This is a genomic window from Kluyvera ascorbata ATCC 33433 (assembly GCF_000735365.1).
Classification (GTDB): Bacteria; Pseudomonadota; Gammaproteobacteria; order Enterobacterales; family Enterobacteriaceae; genus Kluyvera; species Kluyvera ascorbata.
Genome location: NZ_JMPL01000021.1, coordinates 1 through 23,227, shown reverse-complemented (window position 1 = coordinate 23,227; position 23,227 = coordinate 1). Strand labels below are relative to the sequence as shown.

General features: G+C 56.9%; 19 protein-coding genes. 8 read left to right on the top strand and 11 right to left on the bottom strand.

The features are described from left to right. Window positions 1–117 precede the first annotated feature (117 nt). The 6 genes from GKAS_RS07825 (at window position 118) to GKAS_RS07800 (ending at window position 6,893) form a co-directional block, all read left to right on the top strand. On the top strand, window positions 118–1,440 hold the full coding sequence (locus GKAS_RS07825; protein WP_035893182.1) for an MFS transporter: 1,323 nt from the start codon (window positions 118–120) through the stop codon (window positions 1,438–1,440). Between the two features lie 205 nt (window positions 1,441–1,645). Continuing rightward, on the top strand, window positions 1,646–2,077 hold the full coding sequence (locus GKAS_RS07820; RefSeq protein ID WP_035893180.1) for a MarR family winged helix-turn-helix transcriptional regulator: 432 nt from the start codon (window positions 1,646–1,648) through the stop codon (window positions 2,075–2,077). Further along, window positions 2,077–3,729, top strand: coding sequence for an MFS transporter (locus GKAS_RS07815; RefSeq protein ID WP_035893178.1), 1,653 nt, complete (start codon window positions 2,077–2,079; stop codon window positions 3,727–3,729). The genes GKAS_RS07820 and GKAS_RS07815 overlap by 1 nt, the downstream gene beginning before the upstream one ends. Before the next feature lie 24 nt (window positions 3,730–3,753). After that, complete coding sequence (locus GKAS_RS07810; protein WP_035893177.1) at window positions 3,754–4,839, top strand: HlyD family secretion protein; 1,086 nt, start codon at window positions 3,754–3,756, stop codon at window positions 4,837–4,839. Next, window positions 4,836–6,212: an efflux transporter outer membrane subunit gene (locus tag GKAS_RS07805; RefSeq protein ID WP_035893176.1), complete on the top strand. Its 1,377-nt coding sequence runs from the start codon at window positions 4,836–4,838 to the stop codon at window positions 6,210–6,212. Before GKAS_RS07810 ends, GKAS_RS07805 begins: the two co-directional genes overlap by 4 nt. A 21-nt stretch (window positions 6,213–6,233) precedes the next feature. After that, entirely contained in the window at window positions 6,234–6,893 is a 660-nt protein-coding gene (locus GKAS_RS07800) for an O-methyltransferase (RefSeq protein WP_035893175.1), read from the top strand. A 64-nt stretch (window positions 6,894–6,957) separates the two neighbouring features. Here the strand turns inward: GKAS_RS07800 and hrpA are convergent, their stop codons facing one another. Beyond that, entirely contained in the window at window positions 6,958–10,860 is a 3,903-nt protein-coding gene (gene hrpA, locus GKAS_RS07795; RefSeq protein ID WP_035893173.1) for an ATP-dependent RNA helicase HrpA, read from the bottom strand. A gap of 199 nt (window positions 10,861–11,059) precedes the next feature. On the opposite strand from hrpA, the gene azoR reads away from it, so the two are divergent. Next, entirely contained in the window at window positions 11,060–11,662 is a 603-nt protein-coding gene (gene azoR, locus GKAS_RS07790; protein WP_035893172.1) for an FMN-dependent NADH-azoreductase, read from the top strand. A 123-nt stretch (window positions 11,663–11,785) separates the two neighbouring features. Here azoR and GKAS_RS07785 read toward each other — a convergent pair whose 3' ends face one another. The 9 genes from GKAS_RS07785 to GKAS_RS07745 form a co-directional block, all read right to left on the bottom strand. After that, window positions 11,786–12,193 (bottom strand): GFA family protein, encoded by a 408-nt coding sequence (locus tag GKAS_RS07785; RefSeq protein ID WP_035893170.1) that lies wholly within the window; start codon window positions 12,191–12,193, stop codon window positions 11,786–11,788. An 11-nt stretch (window positions 12,194–12,204) separates the two neighbouring features. Continuing rightward, window positions 12,205–13,071 carry an aldo/keto reductase family oxidoreductase gene (locus GKAS_RS07780; protein ID WP_035893168.1) on the bottom strand — a complete coding sequence of 289 codons (867 nt, stop codon included), beginning with the start codon at window positions 13,069–13,071 and terminating at the stop codon, window positions 12,205–12,207. 102 nt (window positions 13,072–13,173) lie between these two features. After that, complete coding sequence (gene mhpT, locus GKAS_RS07775; RefSeq protein WP_035893167.1) at window positions 13,174–14,394, bottom strand: 3-(3-hydroxy-phenyl)propionate transporter MhpT; 1,221 nt, start codon at window positions 14,392–14,394, stop codon at window positions 13,174–13,176. Between the two features lie 114 nt (window positions 14,395–14,508). After that, window positions 14,509–15,522: a 4-hydroxy-2-oxovalerate aldolase gene (gene mhpE / locus GKAS_RS07770; RefSeq protein WP_035893165.1), complete on the bottom strand. Its 1,014-nt coding sequence runs from the start codon at window positions 15,520–15,522 to the stop codon at window positions 14,509–14,511. After that, window positions 15,519–16,469 (bottom strand): acetaldehyde dehydrogenase, encoded by a 951-nt coding sequence (gene mhpF, locus GKAS_RS07765; protein WP_035893164.1) that lies wholly within the window; start codon window positions 16,467–16,469, stop codon window positions 15,519–15,521. The genes mhpE and mhpF overlap by 4 nt, the downstream gene beginning before the upstream one ends. Beyond that, complete coding sequence (gene mhpD, locus GKAS_RS07760; RefSeq protein ID WP_035893163.1) at window positions 16,466–17,269, bottom strand: 2-keto-4-pentenoate hydratase; 804 nt, start codon at window positions 17,267–17,269, stop codon at window positions 16,466–16,468. Before mhpD ends, mhpF begins: the two co-directional genes overlap by 4 nt. 9 nt (window positions 17,270–17,278) lie before the next feature. Next, window positions 17,279–18,145, bottom strand: coding sequence for a 2-hydroxy-6-oxonona-2,4-dienedioate hydrolase (gene mhpC / locus GKAS_RS07755; RefSeq protein ID WP_035893162.1), 867 nt, complete (start codon window positions 18,143–18,145; stop codon window positions 17,279–17,281). Between the two features lie 17 nt (window positions 18,146–18,162). Then, complete coding sequence (gene mhpB / locus GKAS_RS07750) at window positions 18,163–19,107, bottom strand: 2,3-dihydroxyphenylpropionate/2,3-dihydroxicinnamic acid 1,2-dioxygenase (RefSeq protein WP_035893161.1); 945 nt, start codon at window positions 19,105–19,107, stop codon at window positions 18,163–18,165. A gap of 1 nt (window position 19,108) precedes the next feature. Beyond that, window positions 19,109–20,773 (bottom strand): bifunctional 3-(3-hydroxy-phenyl)propionate/3-hydroxycinnamic acid hydroxylase, encoded by a 1,665-nt coding sequence (locus GKAS_RS07745; RefSeq protein WP_035893158.1) that lies wholly within the window; start codon window positions 20,771–20,773, stop codon window positions 19,109–19,111. 188 nt (window positions 20,774–20,961) lie between these two features. On the opposite strand from GKAS_RS07745, the gene GKAS_RS07740 reads away from it, so the two are divergent. Continuing rightward, window positions 20,962–21,774 (top strand): DNA-binding transcriptional regulator, encoded by an 813-nt coding sequence (locus GKAS_RS07740; RefSeq protein ID WP_035893229.1) that lies wholly within the window; start codon window positions 20,962–20,964, stop codon window positions 21,772–21,774. On the opposite strand, the gene GKAS_RS07735 is transcribed toward GKAS_RS07740, so the two are convergent. Then, window positions 21,771–22,679 (bottom strand): alpha/beta hydrolase, encoded by a 909-nt coding sequence (locus tag GKAS_RS07735; protein WP_035893157.1) that lies wholly within the window; start codon window positions 22,677–22,679, stop codon window positions 21,771–21,773. The two genes, GKAS_RS07740 and GKAS_RS07735, sit on opposite strands and share 4 nt — an antisense overlap. Between the last annotated feature and the right edge of the window lie 548 nt (window positions 22,680–23,227).

Sequence of the window (23,227 nt, the reverse complement as noted above, 5' to 3'; positions counted from 1 at the left end):
TAACGCCCATATCTAAGTTGCTTAACAAACACACAACCTTTTTCACAATCCAGGTTGCACCATTCCATAAAAAAGGTGATACCTGATTTTAACCCAATGTGGCGGGAGTTATTCTTCATGACAATACAAGAAAGTAGCACCACGATCCTGAAAAAGAATAAGAGGGTCCTGATTGCTAGCCTAACCGGCAGTTCCATTGAATGGTTTGACTATTTTTTATACGGAACGGCCGCCGCACTGGTGTTTAATAAGATCTTTTTCCCGATGGTTGACCCGGTCATCGGCCTGATTCTCTCCTACCTTTCCTTCTCGCTCACGTTCTTTATTCGTCCGATTGGCGGCGTTATTTTCGCTCACATTGGCGACCGCATCGGTCGTAAAAAGACGCTGGTGTTAACCCTGTCGCTGATGGGAAGTGCAACCGTGATGATTGGTCTGCTGCCGACCTACGACATGATTGGTATCTGGGCACCGATTCTACTCATTCTGATGCGTATTATTCAGGGGATTGGCATCGGCGGTGAATGGGGTGGCGCGCTGCTGCTGGCCTATGAATACGCGCCGGAAAAGCGTAAAGGCTTCTTCGGCAGTATCCCACAGGCGGGCGTGACGATTGGGATGCTGATGGCCACTTTTATCGTCTCGCTGATGACGCTGTTCAGCGAAGAGCAGTTCCTCTCCTGGGGCTGGCGCATTCCGTTCCTGATGAGCGCGGCGCTGGTGCTGATTGGCCTGTGGATCCGTAAAGATATCGATGAAACGCCGGAATTTAAGAAGGTGAAATCCTCCGGTAAAGTGGCTAAAGCGCCGCTGCGCGAAACCCTGACCCATCACTGGCGTGAAGTGATTATCGCCGCTGGCCTGAAGGTGGTGGAAACCGCACCGTTCTATATCTTCTCCACCTTCGTGGTGAGTTACGCCACCACAACCCTGACCTATCAGAAGTCGCAGGTGCTGGAAGCCGTCACGCTTGGTGCGCTGGTGTCAACGGTGATGATCCCGCTGATGGGCCTGCTCTCGGATAAAATTGGTCGTCAGCGGATGTACGCCATTAGCGTCGTGCTGCTGGGTCTGTTCATCGTGCCGTGGTTCCTGTTGCTCAACACCGGCACCACCTGGGGGATCACCCTCGCAACGGTTATCACTTTCGGGATTTTATGGTCACCGATTACCGCCGTGCTGGGAACGCTGTGCTCGGAAATCTTTAGCGCCAACGTACGCTACACCGGCATCACGCTGGGCTATCAGATTGGCGCTGCACTGGCAGGCGGTACCGCGCCGCTGATTGCAACCGGTCTGCTGGCAAAATACAACGGCGATTGGGTACCGGTGGCCTGGTATCTGGCAACGACGGTGGCGATTTCTCTGACGGCGATTTTCTTTGCCAGCCGCCGTAAAAATCCAGCCGCGTCGGTGAACGCGCAGACCAGTCAGATTTAATCTGTAGGCCCGATAAGCGAAGCGCCATCGGGCAGCATTGAGCCTAGTGCCGGATGGTGGCTCCGCCTTATCCGGCCTACACCCCCCATCCCATAGCAAATAAATAGTCACCTTCCGATAACATTTATTTTTCACATTCACTTGAATTATGGTTTTCGGCGAACGTAGAATCATTAGAGCTCTAATGATCATGAATACATCGTCTATGGATAACCGTCAGCTTAGTTTTTCTCATCTCCTCTATCTCACCGCCCATCACTGGCGGCTGGCGGTAAACCGTCGGCTGAAAGATCTCGGTATGAGCCAGGCCACATGGGTCGCCGTGGCCAGCATTGCGCGCAACGAACAGCCACTGTCGCAGTCTGAACTTGCTCAGGAGTTGGGAGTAGAAAGCGCCACCGTGGTGCCGCTTATTAACCGTCTGGTAGAAGCTGGGCTGGTCGAGCGAGTCCTCACCGAGCGTGATAAACGTAAGCGGCTGCTGGTCGCGACGCCAAAAGGCCTTGAGCTTTATCACCAGGTAAAAGCCGTGGCGGATGAACTGCGTGAAGAGATTCTGACGGTGATTACTCCCGAAGAACAAGAGATTACCCAGCGGGTGCTCACCCGGTTGCTGCACGAAGTGGAGAAAAAATAATGGCTCCACCGCGTCGCGACCCCTACGCCCCGCACGACTGGGCGCCCCACGAAAAACCGGCGATCCTCGGCTCTCCATCAACGCCGATTCACAGCGCACCAAAACGTGTCGCCTACGGCATCGTCGGCCTGCTGGTTTGCCTCACCGGCGCGTTGGGCAATGCGGTCGTCACCGCGAATCTGCAAAACCTTCAGGGTTCATTTGCCGCCTGGTCTACGGAAATCGCCTGGCTGCCTGCGGTTTACGTCATGACTAACGTTTCCATTAACCTGCTGCTGGTGAAATTTCGCCAGCAGTTTGGTCTGCGGGCGTTTACCGAAGGCTTTCTGGTGTTGTATGTGCTGGTGACCTTCTTTCACCTGTTCGTCAACGACCTCAGCTCGGCGCTGATGGTGCGCGCCGCCCACGGTATGGTGGCGGCGGCCTTAAGTTCGCTGGGGATCTATTATCAGGTGCAGGCCTGGCCTGCTAAGCACCGCCTGAAAGCGCTGACCATTGGGATAACCGGCTCGTCGCTGGCTATTCCCATCGCAAGGCTGTTCTCGACCGAACTGTTACAAATTGACGAATGGCGTGGACTCTACTTCTTTGAATTAGGCCTGGCGCTGGTGTCGCTCGCCTGCGTTATTGCCCTTAAGCTACCGCCGAGCGACCGTAAAAAGGTGTTCGAGAAGAAAGATTTCATCACCTTTATTTTACTGGCCCCCGGTATGGCGCTGATATGCGCAGTGCTGTCCCTGGGGCGTCTCGACTGGTGGTTTGAAGCGCCGTGGATTGGCTGGTCGCTCGCCACGGCGATTGTGCTGATTGTCTCTGCCATCATCTTTGAACATAACCGTACTAACCCGCTATTAAACACTCGGTGGCTCTCCAGCGGCAGTATTCTGCGCCTGGGGCTGATTATGGTGCTTATCCGTATCGTGCTGGCGGAGCAGAATACCGGCGTTATCGGCTGGCTTCAGTACGTGGGGCTGCAAAACGAACAGATGACGACGCTGGCGTGGTCGATTTTTGCAGGTATTACCTGCGGGATTATCGCCAGTTGCCTGACGCTCAACCCGCGGCGACTTTACTGGCCCACCGCCACGGCACTGACGCTCATCATGATAGCCTCGCTGCTGGACAGCCAGTCCACCAGCCTGACGCGCACTGACCAACTGATGTTCAGCCAGTTCCTGCTCAGCTTCGGCAGTGCCTTTTTCCTCGCGCCCGCCATGTTGGCAGGCATCGGCGGCGTTATTGCCGACCAGCGTAATCTGGTGAGCTTCTCGGTGCTGTTTGGCATGAGCCAGAACATTGGCGGCCTGCTCGGTTCAGCTATCCTCGGCACCTTTCAGACCTGGCGAGAGAAGTTTCACTCGAGCCAGCTTGCCGACCAGATAACCACCCTCAATCCGGTCATTAACGAGCGGCTACAGCTTTACGCCCAGCAGTATCAAAGCCAGCTAGGCGACAGCGCGCTATTGAACGTTCAGGCCAGCGCCGTACTGCAAAACCTCTCCACGCTGGAGGCCAATATTCTCGCCTACAATGATACTTATCTGCTGACGGCAGCCATTTCTGCCGCCACGCTGCTATGGGTGTTCTGGCGATTATTAAGACTGCGTATTACCGCCCACATCGCGCTGAAACGTGCGACGGGCAGCAAATAACAACAAGAGAGATCTGGAATCGTTATGAGTCAGCAGGATGCGGCCAAGCAACAGGCCAATACCCGAAACAATATCCGCGTGGTATCCATTTTTACCGCCGCAGCCATCGGTCTCGTCGGCGTACTGGTTGTCCTGTACGCCTGGCAGCTACCGCCGTTTACCCGCCACAGTCAGTTTACCGATAACGCCTACGTGCGCGGCCTGACCACTTTTATCAGCCCGCAGGTCAACGGCTACGTGACCGGCGTTAACGTACAGGACTTTAACCAGGTCAAAAAGGGCCAGGTGCTGTTCCAGATTGATGACCGTATCTATAAGCAGCGCGTGCATCAGGCGCAGGCGCAGTTGGCGATGAAGGAAGCGGCGCTACGCAATAATCTTCAGCAGCGTAAAAGCGCCGAAGCGGTGATTGCGCGTAATGAAGCGGCGCTGCAAAACGCCCGCGCACAAAATCTGAAATCGCAGGCGGATTTAAAACGCGTGCAGGATCTGACGGCCGACGGTTCGCTGTCGATTCGCGAACGTGACTCGGCGCGTGCCAGCGCCGCCCAGGGCACCGCGGATATCGAGCAGGCGAAGGCGACGCTGGAGATGTCGAAGCAGGATCTGCAAACCACCATCGTCAACCGTGATTCTCTGGAGGCCGACGTGGCGAACGCTAAAGCCTCGCTGGAGCTCGCGGAAATCGATCTGCAAAACACGCGCATTATCGCCCCTACCGACGGCCAGCTTGGGCAAATCGCCGTGCGGCTTGGCGCGTATGTCACCGCCGGAACGCACTTAACGCCGCTGGTGCCGCCGCAGCATTGGGTTATCGCCAACTTGAAAGAGACTCAGCTTGCCACGGTGCGAATTGGTCAACCCGCAACCTTTACCGTTGATGCGCTGAACAGCGAAAAATTCAGCGGCACCGTACAGAGTATTTCACCGGCAACCGGCGTGGAATTCAGCGCGATATCGCCGGATAACGCCACCGGCAACTTCGTTAAAATCGCCCAGCGTATTCCGGTACGTATTGCCGTGGATGAAGGACAGAAAAACCTGCAGCGACTGCGTCCGGGGATGTCGGTACAGGTCACCATAGATACCCGCGCGGAGGCGAAGCCATGATCCGCCCCGTCGCCCTTGCGCTGGCCCTCGCGCTGGTTGGCTGTCAGTCCGCCGACGTGCAGCGTGCCGAGTCTACGCTGACCATTCCTGCTGCCTGGCGCGCCGACATTGGCCCAACGAGCCCGGTTGAGGGCGTATGGTGGCGCAATTTTCACGACAGCGCGCTGAATCAGTACGTTGACCAGGCGCTGCGCTACAACAGCGACGTGCTGATCGCTCGCGAGCGGGTAAACGAATATCAGGCGCGCGCCTACGCCGCCGACAGCAGCCTGTTCCCAACTCTTGATGCCGGGCTGAGCGGTACGCGCGCTCGCGCCCAGTCTGCCGCAACGGGCTTGCCCATTCACAGCACGGTCTATAAAGGCGGATTGACCGCGAGTTACGATGTTGATCTCTGGGGGGCAAATCGCAGCGCCGCCGAGGCCGCCGAAGCAAGCCTGGAAGCACAAAAAGCGGCCGCCGCCGCCGCGGTTTTAACGGTCGCCACCTCGGTATCCGTCGGCTATATCACCCTGCTATCGCTCGACGAACAGCTCCAGGTCACGGAACAGACGCTGAAATCCCGGGAAGCCGCGTTTACGCTGGCGAAAAGACAGTTTGAAACGGGTTACACCTCCCGCCTTGAGCTGATGCAGGCCGATTCTGAACTGCGCGCAACCCGCGCTCAGGTGCCGCTGCTGCGCCATCAAATCACCCAGCAGGAGAACGCGCTGAGCGTGCTGCTTGGCAATAATCCTGGCGACGTTAAACGCAACGCGTTTGATAAACTGACTCCGCTTTCGCTACCGTCGCAACTGCCTTCTACGCTGCTTAATCGCCGTCCCGATATTGCTCAGGCCCAGCGCCAGCTGCTCGCCGCCGATGCCACTCTGGCATCCTCAAAGGCACAACTGCTGCCTTCGATAAATCTGACGGCAACCGGCAGTTTACAAGACCGAACTCTGCCAGACCTGCTCGATAACCCGCTGCGGCTCTGGAGCATCGGCGGCAGCATTCTGGCGCCACTGCTCAACCGTCAGGCGCTGAATGCCCAGGTGGACGTGTCGATGGCGCAGCGCAACCAGGCGCTGTACAGCTATGAAAAAACGGTGCGCAGCGCGTTTAAAGAGGTTAACGATAGCCTCGATGCCATCACCCGCTATGGCGAGCAGCTCAGCGAACTCCAGGGACAAGAAGAGGTGGCGCAAGAGACGCTGCGTATTGCGCAGAACCGCTATAACAACGGTTACTCTTCCTATCTTGATGTGCTGGATGCGCAGCGTACCTTGTTCTCAACACAAATCAGCGTGGTGCAGGTGAAAAACAATCTGCTACTGGCGCAAATCGATCTTTACCGGTCGCTCGGAGGCGGCTGGTCTTCGCTGTCAGGCTGACAAATCCTAAGGGGTGTCACAATGCAAAAACAGTGGTCAGATGTTGATAATTATTTGATAGAGAACCTGATTCCCGGCGATACCGTGCTGTCTCTCGTGCTGGAAAACAACCAGCGAAACGGACTACCCGCGCACGATGTGGCGGCCAATCAAGGGCAACTGCTGGCGCTGTTTATGCGCATGGTGGGCGCGAAGTCAGTTCTGGAAATAGGAACGCTCGGCGCGTACAGCACCATCTGGATGGCACGCGAACTGCCCCCGGGCGGGCGGTTAATCACCCTCGAAGCCGACCCGCTGCACGCCCGCGTGGCGCGGGAGAATATCACCCTCGCCGGGCTTGATAAGGTGGTGACGCTGCGCGAAGGCCCGGCGCTGGATTCACTGGCGACGCTTGAAGATGCCGCGCCGTTTGACGTGATTTTTATTGATGCGGATAAGCCGAATAACCCTTATTACCTGCAATGGGCGTTGAAATATTCTCGCCCGGGGACGTTGATTATCGGCGATAACGTGGTGCGCGATGGTGAGGTGACCAACCCCAACAGCACCGACGCCCGCGTGCAGGGCGTGCGCCGGTTTATAGAGATGATGCATAACGACCCGCGCCTGACGGTCACGGCGCTGCAAACGGTCGGGATTAAGGGGTGGGATGGATTTACGTTGGCGTGGGTGAACGCGTAGAGCGCGGTGAAGCCCCGGGGTCGGCATACGCCTCGCCCGGGCTACAGCTAATTTGCCGCCGGGATCAGGCGACAATCTGCTCCATCGCTTGCAGGATACGTTTATCCGAAATCGGATACGGCGTACCCAACTGTTGAGCAAAGAAGCTCACGCGCAGCTCTTCAATCATCCAGCGGATTTCCTTCACATCATCATCTTCACGACGCGATGGTGGCAGCTTGTTCAACCACTGCTGCCAGGCCTGTTGGACGCTGTCCACTTTCAGCATCTGCGCGCGGTCGCGATGCGGGTCAACAGCCATTTTCTCCAGACGTTTTTCAATCGCCTGCAAATAACGCAGCGTATCGCCCAGGCGACGGAAACCGTTGCCGGTAACGAAGCCACGGTATACCAGGCCGTTCATCTGCGCCTTAATGTCCGATAGCCCCAGCGCCATGGTCATGTCCACGCGGCCTTTCAGACGTTTGTTGATGTTAAACACTGCCGTCAGAATTTGCTCAACCTGTTTGGCAATCTCCACCACCGTTTCATTGAGATTAGCGCGTACCTTTTCATGCAGGGCAGCGAAGCCCGCTTCGCTCCACACCGGCCCGCCCGCCTCGTCGATCAGCTTGTCCACGCCGCAGGAGATACAGTCGTCAATCAGGTCAAGCACCTTGCCATACGGGTTGAAGTAGAGCCCCAGTTTTGCCTTGTTCGGCAGCTTCTCGTGCAGATACTTAATCGGCGACGGAATATTCAGCAACAGTAGACGGCGCAAGCCGCGCCACATTGCCTGCTGCTGTTCCAGTTGGTTATCAAACAGCTTGATGGCCACGCTGTCACGCTCGTCCACCAGCGCCGGCCAGGCTTTCACCTTGTAATTGCCGCGCTTCTGCTCGTAGCGATCAGGCAGGTCACCAAAGCTCCAGATATGCAGCCCGTTTTGCTCGATACCGTCGTCGGCGACCGCCGACAGCGTCTCCTGTACTTTGCCCTTCAGCGTATCTTTCAACGCCTGAAGTGAGCGCCCTTCCTGAAGCTTCTTGTTTTTATCGTCCACCACGCGGAAGCTGATTTTCAGGTGATCGGGCACCTGATCCCACTGCCAGGCTTCGCGGTCGACGGTAACGCCGGTCATCCGGCGCAGTTCACGCTCCAGCGAATCCAGCAGAGGCAGTTCCAGCGGCGTGGCGCGGCCTAAGAAGGCTTCGGCGTAGTTCGGCGCAGGCACAAAGTTACGGCGCACCGGTTTCGGCAGCGATTTAATCAGCGCGATAATCAGCTCACGGCGCAGCCCCGGGATCTGCCACTCAAAACCGGCCTCTTCCACCTGGTTTAACAGCGGCAGCGGAATGTGCACCGTTACGCCATCGGCATCGGCTCCCGGCTCGAACTGATAGGTAAGACGCAGCTTCAGGTTGCCCTGATGCCAGAAGTTCGGGTAGTCCAGCTTGCTGACCTGCTCCGCCCCTTCTTTAATCAGCATGCTCTTTTCGAAATTGAGCAGATCCGGCGTTTCACGGCTCGCCTGCTTCCACCACTTATCAAAATGGCGCGCGGAAATCACTTCGTGGCTGATGCGCTGGTCGTAGAACTCAAACATCGTCTCGTCATCCACCAGGATATCACGGCGACGTGATTTATTTTCCAGCTCTTCAATTTCAGCGCGCAGCTTGAGGTTGTCGCGGAAGAAGGCGTGACGCGTCTGCCAGTCGCCTTCCACCAGCGCGTGGCGGATAAACAGCTCGCGGCACAGCGCCGGGTCAATCTGGCTGTAGTTAACCTTACGCGCGGCCACAATGGGCAGGCCGTAGACGGTGACTTTCTCGGTCGCCATCACCGCGCCCTGCGCCCGTTCCCAGTGCGGTTCACTGTAGGAACGTTTGATCAGATGCTGCGCCACCGGCTCTACCCATTCCGGGTCGATACGCGCGGCAATGCGCCCCCACAGGCGGCTGGTTTCGACCAGTTCGGCAACCATCGTCCATTTAGGCGGCTTCTTAAACAGCCCTGAGCCCGGGAAGATGGAGAAGCGCGCGTTACGCGCACCGGTGAATTCCTGCTTGTCGGTATCTTTCATCCCGATGTGCGACAGCAGACCGGTCAGCAGTGAAATATGAATTTCACGGTACTCCGCCGGTTCGCTGTTTACCGGAATACCCAGTTCTTTCACCACCTGGCGAAGCTGGGTGTAGATGTCCTGCCACTCACGCACGCGTAGGTAGTTAAGGAAATCGAGCTTGCACTGGCGGCGGAACTGGTTTGACGATAGCGCTTTTTGCTGCTCGCCGAGGTAGTTCCATAGGTTCACAAAGGCCATAAAATCTGACTCTTTGTCGTGGAAGCGGCGATGCTTTTCATCGGACGCCTGCTGTTTGTCCATCGGACGTTCACGCGGGTCCTGGATAGAGAGCGCCGACGTGATAATCATTGCTTCACGCACGCAGCCGTGTTTCTGCGCTTCCAGCACCATGCGCGCCAGACGCGGGTCGACCGGCAACTGGCTGAGCTGGCGGCCCTGTGGCGTCAGCTTGTAGGCAGTTGCCTGTTCATCGGTGGTGATAGCGCCCAGCTCTTCGAGCAGGCGCACGCCGTCCTGAATATTGCGTTTATCCGGCGCTTCGACGAATGGGAACGCGGCGATATCGCCCAAGCCCAGCGCGGTCATTTGCAGAATAACGGACGCCAGGTTGGTACGCAGGATTTCCGGGTCGGTAAACTCAGGGCGCGACAGGAAGTCATCTTCGGAATACAGACGAATACAGATACCTTCCGATACGCGACCACAGCGGCCTTTACGCTGGTTCGCGGAAGCCTGAGAAACCGGCTCGATCGGCAGACGCTGCACTTTGGTGCGATAGCTATAGCGGCTGATACGCGCCGTGCCTGGGTCAATCACATACTTGATGCCCGGTACCGTCAGCGAGGTTTCTGCCACGTTGGTGGCGAGCACGATGCGCCGTCCGCTGTGCGACTGGAAGACGCGATTCTGCTCGCTGTTCGATAAGCGGGCGTAGAGCGGCAGGATCTCGGTATGGCGCAGGTCGCGTTTGCTTAGCGCATCGGCGGTATCGCGGATTTCTCGCTCACCGCTCATAAAGATTAAGATATCGCCTGGCCCTTCCTGCCCCAATTCATCGACGGCGTCGAAAATCGCCTGTAGCTGGTCGCGCTCGGTGTCGTCCGCATCTTCAACAATCGGACGGTAACGCACATCAACCGGATAGGTGCGGCCGGACACTTCGATAATCGGCGCATTATTAAAGTGGCGCGAGAAACGTTCCGGGTCGATGGTCGCCGAGGTGATGATCACCTTGAGATCCGGGCGACGCGGCAGCAGTTCTTTCAGGTAGCCGAGCAGGAAGTCGATGTTGAGGCTACGTTCGTGCGCTTCATCGATAATGATGGTGTCGTACTGCATCAGCAGGCGGTCCTGCTGGATTTCCGCCAGTAGAATACCGTCGGTCATCAACTTGACCATGGTGTTGTCGCTGACGTGATCGCTAAAGCGAACCTTGTAGCCAATGCAGCCGCCCGGCTCGGTTTTCAGCTCTTCAGCAATACGGTTAGCCACGGTGCGCGCCGCCAGACGACGCGGCTGGGTATGGCCAATCAGCCCTTTTATGCCGCGCCCCAATTCCATGCAGATTTTCGGCAACTGGGTGGTTTTACCCGACCCGGTTTCCCCGGCGACGATCACCACCTGGTGGTCACGCACGGCGTTGAGGATGTCTTGTTTCTTCTGGCTAACCGGCAGGTTTTCCGGGTACTCAATCACCGGACGCGCCGCTTCACGCAGCACAACCTTACCGGCTGCCTGTTCAATTTCCTGCGCCATCTCCTGGTAAATGGCCTGTTGTGCTTCAGGATTTTTAACCTTCTTAACGCCGTGTAATCGGCGGGCAAAGCGCTGTTTATCCCGCAGAGTCAGCGCGTCAAGGCGCTGACTGAGCATCGCAAAGGTGATTTTTTGTTGTTCTGTCATAGTCTTATTGGGCAGCGCACTGCCGGGAAAAGCTCTCATAAAGAATCGTCATAGCATACCACACTTGCGCATTTCGAGCCTTGTTCAAAAAAACTGAATATAGGATTCGATATATTGCGCTATCTCTGTGGCAGGATTGTGAATAAAGTGTCAGCAAGCAACAGGGCATCGCCCGTCAATCAAATATAAGGAATTACCTATGAGCAAAGTATTAGTTCTGAAATCCAGCATCCTGGCAGGCTACTCTCAATCAGGTCAGCTGTCCGACTATTTTGTTGAACAGTGGCGTGAAAAGCACTCCGCTGACGAAATCACCGTCCGCGATCTGGCTGCCAATCCAATCCCGGTGCTGGATGGCGAACTGGTCGGCGCGCTGCGCCCAAGCGATTCCCCACTGACCCCACGTCAGCAGGAAGCGCTGAAGCTCTCTGACGAGCTGATTGCTGAACTGCAAGCCCACGACGTCATTGTTATCGCCGCGCCGATGTATAACTTCAACATCCCAACGCAGCTGAAAAACTACTTCGACCTGATTGCCCGCGCTGGCGTAACCTTCCGTTACACCGAAAAAGGTCCAGAAGGTCTGGTCACCGGCAAACGCGCTATCGTTCTGAGCAGCCGCGGCGGCATCCATAAAGATAGCCCAACTGACCTTATCACCCCATACCTGAACGTGTTCCTGGGCTTCATCGGGATCACCGACGTGAACGTGGTCTTCGCCGAAGGTATCGCTTACGGTCCAGAAGTGGCCACCAAAGCGACCTCTGATGCAAAAGCCGCGATCGACAGCCTGGTAGCGTAATCGCCCCCAGCAATACAAAAACCCTGCTCATAAGCAGGGTTTTCTTTTTTGTAGCCCGGCCAAGCGCAGCGCCGCCGGGACTGGCTCCGAGCCCCCCAGAGTCGCCGTACCGCCTCGTCTGGGCTACTTTTTGTCGAAGCGTAAATATCCCGCTATGCCACCGCCGCCATCTTTCGGATGGTGAATACCGTCATGAACTTCCACGCAGGCAAAGTCAAACGGCGAAACGCCCTCGAGACAGGCAACGTTAATCCCGTATTGCTGAGGATTCGAGCGCCGCTGATGGAAGGTATAAATCCCGCACACCGAACAGAAAAAATGAACGGCTTCGCCAGTATTAAAGCGATACTCCGTCAATTTATCCTGCCCGCGTAGAATCTCGATGCCGGACAACGGCGCAGAAACCGCAACCGCACCGCGCATACGGCAGTAGGAGCAGTTGCAGCGGCGGGCGGTATTGAGTCCATCGCTAAGCACGACGGTGAAAGCCACCGCACCGCAGTGGCACTGGGCGGAACGTTTGTCGCTCATTAAGCCTCCCGTTATGCGCGAGCCGCAATGCCGTCGAGCGTCGCCAGCGCATCCTCAGGTAAGGTCAACTGACCCGCAGCCATATTCTCCTGCAGATGCGTGACTGAAGAAGTACCGGGGATCAGCAGAATATTGGGCGAACGGTGCAGCAGCCAGGCCAGCGCCACCTGCATCGGCGTGGCGTTCAGCGAACTAGCGACCTCGTTCAGCGCGGAGGATTGTAGCGGTGAGAAACCGCCCAGCGGGAAGTAAGGCACATAGGCGATACCGTCGCGCGCCAGCGTATCAATCAGTTCATCATCGCGGCGGTGGGCAATGTTGTACTCATTTTGCACGCAGACAATATTGGCGATTTTGCGTGCCTCGGCCACCTGCGTTGGCGTAACGTTACTGACCCCAATATGCTTGATAAGCCCCTGCTGTTGCAGCTCGGCGAGTACGCTAACGCTGGCTTCAATAGAGCCTTCACACGGAGCATGACCGTCGCCAATCATCACACGCATATTCACCACATCCAGCGCATCAAGCCCGAGGTTGCGCAGGTTATCGTGCACCGCCTGCTTTAATTCCTCGGCGGAAAACGCCGGCAGCCAGCCCCCTTTATCATCACGACGGGCACCAATTTTGGTCACGATCACCAGATCGTCGGCATAAGGATGCAGCGCTTCACGAATAATCTGGTTAGTAACGTGTGGACCGTAGAAGTCGCTGGTGTCGATATGGTTGACGCCGAGCGCCAGCGCTTCGCGTAACACGGAGATGGCGGCATGTCGGTCTTTCGGTGGACCAAATACGCCTGGCCCCGCCAGCTGCATCGCCCCGTAACCGAGGCGATTCACAAATTGAGAACCAAGGGAAAACGTAGTGTAACGGGTCATAACGTCCTGCCTGTATCATCATGATGAATGTGACCGACAGTATAGGAACGGTTTTCCCGGTATGACTGTGCTTTTTATGCCATAAACACAAAAAAATGCCGTTTACCGCGCTACCGACTCTCGGCGCTGATGCCGGTTCATCAGCCAGAACACCGCCACGCCCGCCAGCACAATGCCCGGTGCGGAAGCGGCCATAACACCGACGGTGCCCGTACCCAGCGCCAGCATTTTACCCGCCAGCAGCGGTCCGCTCATCGCCCCCAGACGCCCTACCGCGACGGCAGTACCGACGCCGGTGGCACGGATTTCGGTGCGATAGAACAATGGTGCCAGCGCATACAGCACGCACTGCCCGCCGGTCGCGAACATTCCTGCAACGAATCCGGCGGCAATCATGGCACCGAAAGAGCTCGCGGCCCCCAATGAAATCAACGACGCCAGCATGCCGCAATAAATCAGCAATGACATTTTGAGAGGGCTGAGTTTGTCCATCAGCGCCCCCAACATCAGGGTGCCCAAAGCGGCGCCGATTTGCAGCGCAAACATGACGCCAGAAGCCTGTGGACGGCTAAAGCCCTGATCGACCAATAGCATGGGCAACCAGTTGATCAACATGTAGACCACCAACAGCGTAAAGAAATAGCACAGCCATAAGAGCAGCGTGGCGGAAGAGGTACCGGTAGCAAAGATAGCCCGCAGCGGTGCGGGTGATTTCTGCTGCTGGCTGCTGAACGCCTGCGACTCCGGCAAACGGGACATTAATAGCGGAACCAACAGCAAAGGCACCACGCCGCCGACCCAAAAAATGGTCTGCCAGGCTTGCGTCAGGCCGCTAAACCCCATCGCCGCGGCCATTGCCGCACCAATCGGTACGCCGCAGTACATCAGGCTCACCGCCGTACCGCGAAAACGGGGGCCAGCGGCTTCAGACGTTAGGGCAATCAGGTTTGGCAGCGCCGCACCAAGCCCTGCACCCGTCATCAAACGAGCAAATACCAGCGAGTGAAAATCCCATGCCAGCGCGGTCACAATTGAAAACAGGCCAAACAGCACCATCGAACCAAGCAGGACTTTTTTGCGACCATAACGGTCGGCCAGCATTCCACCGCCAAGCGCGCCAGGCAAGAGCCCAAGGATTCCGGCGCTGAAAATCCAGCCCATCTGCATTTTATCCAGGCCAAACGCCTGGGCGATACCCACTGCCGCAATGCCCGCGGCCTGTAAATCCAGCCCTTCCATCAGGGCAACTAAAAAGCAAAGCCCGACGGTTAACATCAGGCGGGAGTTTTTCGGTACGGAGGACACGTTGGTGACATTCAACATAGTGCGACCTTCTTGTAGAGTGCAGATGAAAAGGCGGCCGATACCTGGTCGGCCGCATTATTTTCCTTTACCAGTTGTCCGGGCGGTACATTGCCGACCGGATCGTTATCAGGCTTATGCTTTGGCTTTCAGATCCAGCGCCACGTCAACGATCATATCTTCCTGACCGCCCACCATGCGGCGCTTGCCGAGTTCAACCAGAATATCGACCGCGCTGAGACCATAACGCGCGGCGGCAACTTCACTGTGGCGCAGGAAGCTGGAGTAGACGCCCGCATAGCCCAGCGCCAGCGTTTCACGATCGACGCGTACCGGGCGGTCCTGTAGCGGACGCACCAGTTCGTCTGCCGCCGCCATCAGCGAGTACAGGTCGGTGCCGTGGTTCCAGCCCTGTTTATCTGCGGCGGCGATAAAGACCTCCAGCGGGGCGTTACCGGCACCCGCCCCCATTCCGGCCAGACTGGCATCGATGCGATCGCAGCCCTCTTCCACCGCCACCAGTGAGTTGGCAACGCCCAGACTCAGGTTGTGGTGCGCGTGCATCCCGGTCTGGGTGTCTGGGTTCAGCACCGCTTTCAGTGCGCGGAAGCGGTCACGGATATCATTCATGTTCATCGCACCACCCGAGTCCACCACATAGATGCAAGTTGCGCCGTAGCCTTCCATCAGCTTCGCCTGCTTCGCGAGGTTTTCCGGCGTGGTCATGTGGCTCATCATCAGAAAGCCAACGGTGTCCATCCCCAGCTCACGGGCATAGGCAATGTGCTGTGCGGAAACATCCGCTTCCGTACAATGTGTGGCCACGCGCACGACGCGCGCACCGGCCTGGTAGGCGTTTTTCAGGTCATGCAGCGTGCCGATACCCGGAATCAACAGCGTGGCGATTTTGGCGTGCTGCACAACTTCCGCCGCTGCCGCAATCCATTCCACGTCGCTGTGCGCGCCAAAACCGTAGTTAAAGCTGGAGCCTTGCAGGCCGTCGCCGTGCGCCACTTCAATGGAATCCACCCGGGCGTCGTCCAGCGCTTTGGCAATCTGGCGGACGTTATCAAGGGAATACTGATGGCGGATCGCGTGCATTCCGTCACGTAAAGTCACATCAGAGATATAGAGTTTTTTACCGTTCATGCGACTTCTCCTGCCACGTTCACCCGCGTTTGGGCCATTTTTTCTGCGGTCGACATCGCCGCGGAGGTCATAATGTCGAGGTTGCCAGCATAGGCTGGCAGGTAGTGCGCCGCCCCCTCCACTTCCAGATAAACGGCCGTTTTCAGGCCGGAGAACTGACCGACGCCCGGAATATTGACCGGTTTATCCTGCGGAATGACTTCAAACTGGACTTTTTGCTTCAGGCGATAGCCCGGCACATACGCCTGTACCGCTGCGGCCATCTCTTCAATTGATACTTCAATCTCGGTTTGTGAAGCCGCTTCGCTCAGTACGTATACCGTGTCGCGCATCATCACCGGTGGCTCGGCCGGGTTCAGAATAATAATGGCTTTGCCTTTCGCCGCACCGCCCACTACTTCAATCGCCTGCGAGGTGGTTTCGGTGAATTCATCAATGTTGGCGCGCGTGCCGGGGCCAGCAGATTTACTGGAGATAGAGGCGATAATCTCCGCGTAGTGCACTTTTGCCACGCGAGAAACGGCGGCCACCATCGGAATCGTGGCCTGCCCGCCGCAGGTCACCATGTTGACGTTGCCCTGGGTCAGGTTTTTGTCGAGGTTTACCACCGGCACACAGTACGGGCCAATGGCCGCTGGCGTCAGGTCAATCAGACGGATGTTGGGCTTCGCCGCACGCAGCGCCGCGTCATTTTTCACATGCGCGCTCGCACTGGTGGCATCAAAGACGATGTCGATATCGGCAAACTCTTGCATCGCCATCAGCCCTTTCACCCCTTCGTGAGTAGTGGCAACGCCGAGGCGTTTGGCGCGGGCCAGACCATCGGAATTCGGGTCAATCCCCACCATCACCGACATTTCCAGATGTTTACCGTGACGAAGAATTTTTATCATCAGGTCGGTGCCGATATTGCCTGAACCGATGATGGCGACTTTACATTTACTCATGACTGACTTCCTTCTAGCGCTGAAAACGTCGCAGATACTGAACCGATACCTTCGATAACCGCGTCAAAACGGTCGCCAGGATTGATGACAACCATCGGCCCCAGCGCACCGGTTAACACAATATCGCCCGCCCGTAAGGGCTCGCCCAGGCTCGCCATTTTGCGTGCCAGCCAGACGGCGGCGTTCAGCGGATGACCCAAGCATTCACTGCCACGGCCGCTGGAGACCTCTTCATGGTTACGGGTCATTTTCATGGCGCAGTTCTTGAGATCCAACGCCGCCGGGCGCTGCGCCGGGCCGCCGACCACGTACACGCCGCAGGAGGCGTTGTCGGCCACGGTATCAACAAACTTAATCGACCAATCGCGTACGCGACTTCCCACCACTTCCAGCGCCGGAACCACCCACTCAATCGCGTTGTACAGTTCATTAAACGTGGTGTCGGCATGCGGTAAGTCGCGGTTCAGTACCAGCGCAATCTCGGCCTCAATTTTCGGCTGCAGGACGCGGGAGAACGGAATGGTTTCGTTATCGCCATAGCACATGTCGGCAAACAGCGTGCCGAAGTCCGGCTGGTCGACGCCCAACTGCTGCTGCACTTTTGGGTGGGTTAACCCCACTTTGCGACCGACAACGCGGCGCCCCTGAGCCACAGCGTGCTCAACGTTAATGCGCTGGATGGCATACGCCGCCTCGGCGTTATCAAGGCCGATAACCTCGCGCAACGGCTCAATCGCCTGACCATTTTTCTCCGCCTCGCGCAGAGTCTGCGCCAGCGTTTCCAGAGAGTAATTCGACATTTCGGCTCCTTACGCGCGGTCGAGGAAATTCAGCACCAGTTGGTTGAACGCGTCGGCATGTTCCCACTGCGCCCAATGGCCGCAGTCACGGTAGATATGCAGCTCAGAGCCGTTAATGCCCGAGAGCAGGCGCAGACCTGCATCCATCGGCACAAAACGGTCGTTACGGCCCCAGACCACCAGCGTCTGCGCTTTAATTTCGCCCAGACGTGGACCAAAATCAGGGAACTGCTTCGGATTCGCTTCCAGGCTTTTAACAAAGTTCTCAAGGTGATCGCGGCGCGACAGCATATTGTTGAGGCGTGCTTCAAACAGCGCTTCGGTCAGGTCGCTGGTGTCATAAACGAAAATGCTCATCATCTTTTTGAGATTGTCGATATTGGGCTCGCGGTACAGGCCATTCAGCAGTTTGATCCCTTCGGTTGGCATTGGGGTAAACAGGCTCATACCGCCGGTACCGCCGCCCATCAGCACCAGTTTGCCCACCCGTTCAGGCCAGGTCAGGGTGAACGCCACCGCCGAGTGGCCGCCCATTGAGTTACCCAACAGGTGGACTTTCTGAATATCTAACTGATCGACTACGCTTTTCAGAATGCGGGCGTTCAAATCAGAGCGAGAACCGGTATTGACGATCGAATCGCTTTTCCCCCAGCCCGGGCAGTCAAGCAGCAGTACGCGGTAGCCCGCCTCCACTAACGGGTCGATATTGCGGCTGAAGTTCGCCCAGCCGGTCGCACCTGGGCCGGAGCCGTGCAGCAGCACAACCGTTTCATCGCCCTGCCCACAGTCGTTATAGTGGATACGCAGCGTCTGCCCGGCTTCTTCAACGTTGAGATAACGGCTGGTTGCCGCTTCGGTTTGTGGTTGATAGGTCATTATTCTCTCCTGCTTAATCAATTCGTTGTCGTGGCGCTCAGGGAGCCAAAGCCGGCGATCCACTCAGGGATCGGGCGGTAATAGCGGCCTTCGCTACGGTATTCACCCATCGCGGAAAGCGTGGCGAACGCGGCGGCCCAGGTTTTGACTTCGTGGGTCGATTTCCCGGCGATGGCGGAAAGTTCTTCGTTGCTGATAGCGTCCAGCTCGGCCAGGCGGCCCTGTTCCAGTAACGTCATAAACTGGTTGTCCCAGATAGGGTTCAGCGGGTGCAGCGTTTTCTGGTCTTCGACAAAGCGTTCGGCTGCTTCAATCACCCGACGCTGACGCAGTTCGCGTTCCTCAGGCGGGAGTTGCTTACCGCTGCCCAGCAGGCGATCGCGCATATGCGCGTCCACTTTCGCCAGTTCCGGCACCGGCGGCTGATGCGATAAACCGCCGGAGCCTAAAATCAGCACGCGTTTGTTGAGGGTGGACAGGAAGCGGCCCATAGCTTCACCCAGCGTGCGGGTGCGCTGGAACCCCGGCAGCGGCGTCGCGACGCCGTTGATAAACACCGGTAATACCGGGACGTTATCGAGCCCACCCAACAGCAGCTCCAGCGGTTGAGCAAAGCCGTGATCCACCTGCATGCAGTAGGAAACGGCCAGATCGATGCCGCTTTTCATGACCGAGTGCGCGCAGGCTTCCGCGAGTTCAGTCGGTACCGGTAGTACCCCAGCAGCGCTGGAGAAATCCCCGATGGACGTCGCACCAATGCCTAAACAGAACGGTGGCATCACGTCGTAGAAAAAGCCGTTGTAGTGGTCAGGGGCGTACAACACCACCAGTTCAGGGGCAAACGCGGCAATGCGCGCGCGGGCCTCGGCGATGACGCCGTTCACTTCATCCAGCACCTCCTGCGCCGGGTCGACATAGCCCACCAGCGGCGTGTGGGAGAGACAGTGGAGATAAGCATTCATCTCAGGCCACCTTTTCAACGTTAAGATCGGAAGCTGCACTCGTTAACGCCATCACGTCAGCAAGCTTGTTCAGGGTTTTGCTCAAGGTTTGCGGGATAGCGAGAGCGGCGACGAAACGGTCCGGGCGCACCACAGCAATCGAGGCATCCTCGGCGGCAAACCAGGTTTTGAGGCGGTTCTGGGTATCGCCAAGGCGGATGACGCCGTCAACATTGTCCTGCGGCGTACGAATCTGGACGTCCGGCACGACCTGAATAAAGCAGGTGCCCAGCGCGCGCCACTGCGCAATTTGACTCTCGCTCATGCCCCACAGCGGGTTACAGCCCCAGGCAATCACAGCAAACTTCGCGCCAATCACATCATCCAGCAGCACTACTTCGCCGTTTTCACGGGTCACTTTGGGCTGTATAAACATTTTGCCGACCGGGGACCGTTTCGCCGTACCGTTCATCAACAGCACGCCTTCGCGGTACTGCGGCATCGGTTTAAAGCGCATTTCCAGGAAGTAGCGTTTCACCGGCGGGATATAGTTGAGTAACCAGGAGAGACCATCACGGACCGTGCCATGCCAGCGTTTGGCGGGAGCCAGCACGTTACCGGCGGTGACGGAGAGATCGATCATCGCTTTGGCATGGTCGCGGCGTTCCTGCTGATAGGTATCGAGTAATGAATCACCGGCTTTGCCCTTCACGACCATCGCCAGCTTCCATGCCAGGTTGAAGGCGTCGCGCATGCCGCTGTTGTAGCCCTGGCCTTGCCAGACCGGCATGATATGCGCGGCATCGCCCGCCAGCAGTACACGGTCAATGCGGAAACGTTCGGCAATGCGCGCGTTGTGGGTATAAACACGCTGGCGGATAAGTTCAACGTTGTCAGGGTCTGGCAGCACCTGGCTCAGTAGACGACGCATATTGTCCGGCTCGCTCAGTTGAGCTTCGGTTTCGCCTGGCATCACCATAAATTCAAAGCGACGAACGCCGTGCGGCAATGCCGCTGAGACATACGGACGCACCGGGTCGCAGCATAAATAGATGTGCGGGGTTGCCAGCGGATCGTTGGCAATATCAATAACAATCCACTGATTAGGCGCGGTTTTGCCTTCGAACGGCACATTCAGGGTACGGCGAATAACGCTCGCCCCGCCGTCACATGCCACCAGCCAGTCAGCCTGTACCGTTTCACGTTCCCCGTCCGGCCCTTTCAGATTAATCGTGACAGTGTCACTATTTTGATTGAAGGCCTCTAGCTCACGGGAAAACAGACAGCGGACGTTCGGGAAACGGCTTAACCCCTGGTACATCACCTCATCCACCTGCGGCTGGATAAAGGCGTTGCGGCGAGACCATCCGAACTCGTCGGTCATCGGTTGAATATCCGCAAAGCAGCGGCCTTTCGGGGTCAGGAAACGCATCGCGTGCCAGGGGGTTGTGTGTGGCAGCACTTTGTCGACCAGGCCAACCGACTGCATGGTGCGCAGCGCTTCATCATCGATACCAATGGCACGCGGATAATCTATTAATTTATCCAGCTTTTCGACCACCAGCACGTCAATGCCCATCTGCCCCAGATAGTTCGCCAGCATCAGTCCCACTGGGCCCGCACCAGCGATAGCGACCTGAACACGGTGCTGAACAGCAGGTTGAATATCCGGATTTGACGTTGTCATCTTAAATACCTCACGGCTCGAACCAGGCAATGCAGAACGATCTCACTCCGCGTTGCTTGTTAATTTAATGTGAAATTATTTTTTGTAATGAGCGGAGTATATGTCCGGAAAACTGGGCTACAATCAAAACAAGCCGAAATGTGCACCTGGTGCACACCGTTGTTTTAGATATAGAAAAAGCGGATAAAATGAAAAATAGCGATGCAACTGATTACAAAACGGTGCGGGGGTTAACGCGCGGGCTATTGTTACTAAATTTGTTAAATAAATTCGACGGAGGCGCGTCAATCGCGGCGCTCGCTGAGTTTAGCGGCCTGCATCGCACCACCGTCAGAAGGCTGCTGGAGACGCTTCAGGAAGAAGGTTATGTCAGGCGAAGTCTGTCAGATGATAGTTTCCGCCTGACCATCAACGTCAGGCAGTTAAGTGAGGGATTTCGTGACGAACATTGGATTTCTGCGCTGGCAACACCGCTGCTTGGAGAATTATTGCGCGAGGTTATTTGGCCGACGGATTTAACCACTCTCGACGTTGATGCTATGGTCGTTCGCGAAACAACCCACCGTTTTAGCCGCCTCTCTTTTCACCGTGCCATGGTCGGCCGCCGTTTACCGCTACTCTTGACGGCTTCGGGTCTGACCTGGCTGGCGTTCTCTCCCGAACAGGAGCGGCAGCCGATTATTGAGATGCTGGCGGCACGTCCCGAAGCGGAATACCAACTGGCGCGTGAACCAGAAAAGCTGCATGCCATTCTTGAGCGGACGCGCAAGAACGGCTATGGCGAAAATTTCCAGGGCTGGCAAATGGAGCAAAAAATTGCCTCTATCGCCGTTCCCGTGCGCAGCCAGGAGAGAGTGATTGGTTGCCTGAATCTGGTTTATATTGCGAAAGCCATGACCATAGAACAGGCAGCGGAAAAACACCTGGCCGCGCTACTGCGCGTCACGCGACAAATTGAAGAGCGGATGTCGGAAGAAGACATCGTCTACGAACATCTTTAGCTCAGGGCTCGTAACCAGGATGCATAGTGCCCAGGCCATTCAACGGTTGCGGTTCCCGGCTTCCCCATCGCAAAACCATGTCCACCGGTTGGATAACGGAACATAGTGACCGGCACCTGATCGTGCAGGCAGGCCGCTTGCATGATTAGCGTATTGTGAGGGTCAGACACCGGATCGTCTTCAGCCTGCACCAGGAACATCGGCGGTGTTTCTGGCGTAACATAGCGCTGAACTGACCACGCAGCGTTGGCCGCCTGTGAAGCCTCTCTTCCGAGCAGAATTTTATGCGTCGCAGTATGAGTGTACGGTTTTTCAAGCGTGATGATGGGGTAAATGAGCGCCGCACCGTCCATGGTTGCGGGATGCTTATCCAGTGCGTCTACCGCGGGATAGCTTTGGTAGTCTGGTCGCGTCGCCGCCATGCCAAGCAGATGCCCACCGGCTGAAAAGCCCAGAGCGCTTACCCGCCTTTCGCGCTGTGCCACGATCCGCAGCGCCCGTTGCGCGTCCTGCAGCGCGACCAGATTGCCATCATTCCAGCCTTCACCGGGCAAGCGATAGCTCAGCAGGTACGCGGTATAACCGCGGTTTACCAGCCACAGAGCGGCGGGCCAGCCTTCCATCGCCATCTCAATTCGCTGATAACCGCCTCCTGGCGCAATCAGCACGCCACAGCCGTTAGGCGATGACGGCGTCAGTACGGTGAGCGACGGAACCGCTATCTGGCTTTGCGCCCCTTTCGCACTCACGTGCATTTTCCCCACGGGACCGCCGCCGCCAGGGGGAATCGCGGGCCATAGCGGGATCGTCTGCTGTTGATATGACGTGGCGTAGGCAAGCGTTGAACCATATCGCGCCGAGAACAGCGTGGCGGCAAAACCCAACAGAAAATGACGACGATGCATAGGCGCGTCTCAATACGTAGGTAAGGAATAGACAGTTAAGCAAAAAAGAAAGGATAGAGGATGAAGGATTTATGGCGAATTGTGACTTACCGAAGCTGTCTATCGCGAGATCGAGCAGAATTCCTAAAACAGGATAACTGGATAGGCAAACAGTACTCCTTGATTGCGAGCCCTTACGGGCTGCTATAGGATTGCGGTAATCCCGAATCTCGGGAGAGGCGCAATGTTGCGGGGGCTTTATCCCCGGCGGCATCGGCTGCAGGAAAGAGAAAACCCCCGCACGTTGCTCAGTAAATCTGGCAACATAACGGGGGCTAACTTGACCCTAAGCAGTTCAAGAATAGCCGCGTACGGTTGCCATTGCAACACAGGCGGTTATATGACGTTCAGGGAAGCGTTGGTGATTGCGGTTGTGACGTCGATTATCGGACCTATTGTGGTCGCGTTAGTCTGTCATTTCTGCAATATCTAACCTGAAGTGGGCGTCATGTGTCGCCGCAATGGCAATATGCGCCCGAACCGGGCCGTGGGGGAAACTCTGCGGCCTT

Coding starts and splice junctions, on each gene's coding strand:
- mhpE (WP_035893165.1), bottom strand. CDS start 15,522: ATGAACGGTAAAAAACTCTATATCTCTGATGTGACTTTACGTGACGGA.
- GKAS_RS07800 (WP_035893175.1), top strand. CDS start 6,234: ATGCAAAAACAGTGGTCAGATGTTGATAATTATTTGATAGAGAACCTG.
- GKAS_RS07810 (WP_035893177.1), top strand. CDS start 3,754: ATGAGTCAGCAGGATGCGGCCAAGCAACAGGCCAATACCCGAAACAAT.
- GKAS_RS07735 (WP_035893157.1), bottom strand. CDS start 22,679: ATGCATCGTCGTCATTTTCTGTTGGGTTTTGCCGCCACGCTGTTCTCG.
- GKAS_RS07780 (WP_035893168.1), bottom strand. CDS start 13,071: ATGACCCGTTACACTACGTTTTCCCTTGGTTCTCAATTTGTGAATCGC.
- mhpT (WP_035893167.1), bottom strand. CDS start 14,394: ATGTTGAATGTCACCAACGTGTCCTCCGTACCGAAAAACTCCCGCCTG.
- mhpB (WP_035893161.1), bottom strand. CDS start 19,107: ATGAATGCTTATCTCCACTGTCTCTCCCACACGCCGCTGGTGGGCTAT.
- GKAS_RS07820 (WP_035893180.1), top strand. CDS start 1,646: ATGGATAACCGTCAGCTTAGTTTTTCTCATCTCCTCTATCTCACCGCC.
- GKAS_RS07825 (WP_035893182.1), top strand. CDS start 118: ATGACAATACAAGAAAGTAGCACCACGATCCTGAAAAAGAATAAGAGG.
- mhpF (WP_035893164.1), bottom strand. CDS start 16,469: ATGAGTAAATGTAAAGTCGCCATCATCGGTTCAGGCAATATCGGCACC.
- GKAS_RS07745 (WP_035893158.1), bottom strand. CDS start 20,773: ATGACAACGTCAAATCCGGATATTCAACCTGCTGTTCAGCACCGTGTT.
- GKAS_RS07740 (WP_035893229.1), top strand. CDS start 20,962: ATGAAAAATAGCGATGCAACTGATTACAAAACGGTGCGGGGGTTAACG.
- mhpD (WP_035893163.1), bottom strand. CDS start 17,269: ATGTCGAATTACTCTCTGGAAACGCTGGCGCAGACTCTGCGCGAGGCG.
- mhpC (WP_035893162.1), bottom strand. CDS start 18,145: ATGACCTATCAACCACAAACCGAAGCGGCAACCAGCCGTTATCTCAAC.
- GKAS_RS07785 (WP_035893170.1), bottom strand. CDS start 12,193: ATGAGCGACAAACGTTCCGCCCAGTGCCACTGCGGTGCGGTGGCTTTC.
- GKAS_RS07805 (WP_035893176.1), top strand. CDS start 4,836: ATGATCCGCCCCGTCGCCCTTGCGCTGGCCCTCGCGCTGGTTGGCTGT.
- GKAS_RS07815 (WP_035893178.1), top strand. CDS start 2,077: ATGGCTCCACCGCGTCGCGACCCCTACGCCCCGCACGACTGGGCGCCC.
- hrpA (WP_035893173.1), bottom strand. CDS start 10,860: ATGACAGAACAACAAAAAATCACCTTTGCGATGCTCAGTCAGCGCCTT.
- azoR (WP_035893172.1), top strand. CDS start 11,060: ATGAGCAAAGTATTAGTTCTGAAATCCAGCATCCTGGCAGGCTACTCT.